We start from the raw sequence: 2,742 nt of genomic DNA, 5'->3' as shown, positions 1-2,742 counted from the left end.
GACAACTCAACACGTCACCACTCCCCGAGACCGCCGAACCCACGCCTGACCAGCGGAAACGCAGCCCTCAAGCCCGGAAAGACAACAGCCACTAAGCAACGGCGCAAGCAGTCGTACGCGGCACTTCGGGCCGTGCGGCACCCGCTCCGGGATCGTCTCCCGGTCGAGACGGCCGTACAGTTCGGCGCCCAGCTGCCGACCATCGTGAGGGGCGTCTACTACGACGGCTGGAAGCCGGCCGAGACGCCCGTAAAGATGAGCAACGAGGAGTTCTTCGCACGGGTCCGGAGCGGATTCCCCTATGCGGGCGAGGGCGGCAGCGAGCGGCTGGTGCGCACCGTGCTGAAATCTCTGGAGCGCCATGTGAGCGCCGGCGAATGGAAGCACCTCAAATCCCGGGTCCCGAACTCGTTTGCCGCGCTCCTGCCGTGACCAGCCCTTGCCTACGCGGGTATAGCGCTGCAGATGTGCGGCGCTATACCCGCCGCCTCCCGGAGACTGAGCCACGCTCGGCATCCACCGACGTCAGCGTCTGCGTCCGCGGAATACCGGCGCCACGGCTGCGCCCTCGGGCTCTTGCGGTCACGGATCAGGGGGCCGCCACTCGAACATCAAGATCGTGGCGTCGTCGCTGAGTTTGTTGTGCCGCTGCTCGAGGATGGCATGGATGAGCAGGCGCAGCACTTCCGGGGCGCTCTGCCCCGCTGCGGTCGACCGGATGATGTAGTCGGTGAAGCGCTCCAGGCCGAACTCTTCGCCTGCATCATCGCGTGACTCCACGACGCCGTCTGAGTAGAGCAGTATTCGGTCACCAGGTTCGAGGCTGACGTCGTGCACCTGACGGGCGGTCCCGGCGAGACTGGCGGGCAGACCCAAAGGAGGCTCAGGTGGCCGCTCCAAGGCCTTATGGAGCAGGCGGTGGCGACGGATGAGCAACGGAGGCGGGTGGCCGCAGTTGCACCAGCGCAGCACACCGGTGGGCATGTGCAACTGAGTGAAGACACCTGTGCAGAACTGCTCCGGAAGCCACTTCGCCAGCGCCTCGTCCACGGTGCCCACGAGTTCGTTCAGGTCTACCCCGCTGCGCCGGGCGTTACGGCAGCCTGCCATGGCGACAGAGGTGGCAAGCCCGGACGCCAGGTTGTGCCCCATGCCGTCAAGGATTGTGGCGTGCAGAACGTCCGCGGTGAACGCATGGTCGAAAGCATCGCCGCCCAGTTCGTACGCAGGCTCCAGAACCGCCGTCGAAACGACCCGCCCGGTGCCGATCGACCGGGGAGGGAGAAAAGCCCTCACCATCTCCGTGGGCAGGTGCATCGGCCTGGTACGCATGCGCTGCGCGATGGTGTCGCTGTAGGTGCGCTTCGATGATCCCTGCGAGGTCGAGCCGGCACAATCTGAGCTCTCCGACACCCGAGATGTGGGCCGATCAGCCTGGGGTGCTGGGGCGCCCTGCGGATCGGTCGGGCTTCGGGATCAGCGCTCCAATCACGCCTAGACTAGGCCGTTTCGTTTGGATCATCGGATCGTTGGTGCGGGTGCGCCGTTGACCGACGCGCAGGGGGCGCCGATCGAGCCGCTACTTTCGGGCCGGACACCGAAGCGGGGTGGTCGGTGGCGCACGCGATCATGGCCCGTGGTGGGAGCCGGCCCTGTGCTGGGAAGACGAGGAGATCTGGCCGTACCGCCTGCACATGCCGGCGGAGGCCAGCATGTCACGCGGCGTCGACGTTACCTCGGGGGCATCCTGTGGGCACTTGCGATCGCGGGGGCTGCCGACGAGAAGGGTCCAGTCATGCGGGTGTCGTCTCAGGGCGTTACGGTCGTGGCTCTCCTGGCGGATCCGGACGCGCCGACGGAGATCGCGCAGCGCATGGCCCAGATACTTCCTACTCGGCTCGCCGACAAGTCAGGCCAGGGGCGACGGTTCGACGTCGAGGTGGTCAGTGAGCCCTTCACCTCAGGGACCGAGGACCCGCCCACCTTGATGCGCAGGATCATGGACCGCAGAAGTGCGGAAAATTGGGACATCGTCGTGGCCCTCACCGACCTTCCGCTGCAATCAGACGGGCGCAAGCTCGTTGTGAATCTGAGTTACGAACACGGCTTGGCGCTGCTGTCTCTTCCTTCACTGGGGGGCTTGCGGCTGCAGACGAGGGCCCGGCGGGCCGTGGAAGAAGCCGTGCTCGGCTTGGCGGGTCCGCAGGCCACTGGAGGACCTCCGCAAAGTGAGCCGCTGCTGGGGCCCTTTGCCGGTCGTCTCACGCCTATTCATCCGGGCCCGGTCGGTGAGGAGGAGACCGCCGATCTTCGGTACGTCGTCAGCGGGCCCCGCGGTTACCTGAGGGTGCTCGTCGGTATGGTCCGCGCCAACCGGCCGTGGCGGTTGGTACCCGGCTTGTCGAAAGCCCTGGCGGCCGCACTCGCCACGGGAGCAGTCGCCACCGTGAACTCCACCACCTGGAGCCTGGCCGAGGCCCTGAGCGCGCCACGCCTCGTGATCGCCATGGTCGGGTCTATCGGGCTCATGATCGGCTGGCTGATCGTAGACGCGCAGCTGTGGCATCGATCAACAGAGGGCTCGCCGGAGGCGAGGCAGAGGGCGAGGCTCTACAACGCCTCGACGGTCATGACCGTAGGTATCGGGGTGCTCGTCTGCTACGGGGGCTTGATCGTCATCAACTTGGCGTGGGCGCTGTTCATCCTCAACGACCGAGTGTTCGCTTCCATGACACGAACCCC

2 protein-coding genes and 1 pseudogene are annotated in these 2,742 nt (G+C 66.4%); 2 read left to right on the top strand and 1 reads right to left on the bottom strand.

The window, feature by feature from the left end; genetic code table 11:
- Nucleotides 1-45: 45 nt before the first annotated feature.
- Nucleotides 46-432, top strand: a complete 387-nt coding sequence (locus ABZ208_RS38925) for a DUF2267 domain-containing protein (protein WP_356914174.1) — start codon at nucleotides 46-48, stop codon at nucleotides 430-432.
- 150 nt (nucleotides 433-582) lie between these two features.
- Here the strand turns inward: ABZ208_RS38925 and ABZ208_RS38920 are convergent.
- Nucleotides 583-1,371: pseudogene (locus ABZ208_RS38920) on the bottom strand (PP2C family protein-serine/threonine phosphatase); the annotation flags it as partial.
- Nucleotides 1,372-1,825: 454 nt separating this feature from the next.
- Between ABZ208_RS38920 and ABZ208_RS38915 the strand changes: the two are divergent.
- Nucleotides 1,826-2,742, top strand: a 917-nt coding sequence (locus tag ABZ208_RS38915) for a hypothetical protein (protein WP_356914173.1), incomplete at its 3' end; no start/stop codon positions are given.

This window comes from Streptomyces sp. NPDC006208 (assembly GCF_040613775.1).
Lineage (GTDB): Bacteria > Actinomycetota > Actinomycetes > Streptomycetales > Streptomycetaceae > Streptomyces.
Note: the sequence above shows the minus strand (reverse complement) of the source record. Positions and strands in the feature narration are given on the sequence as shown.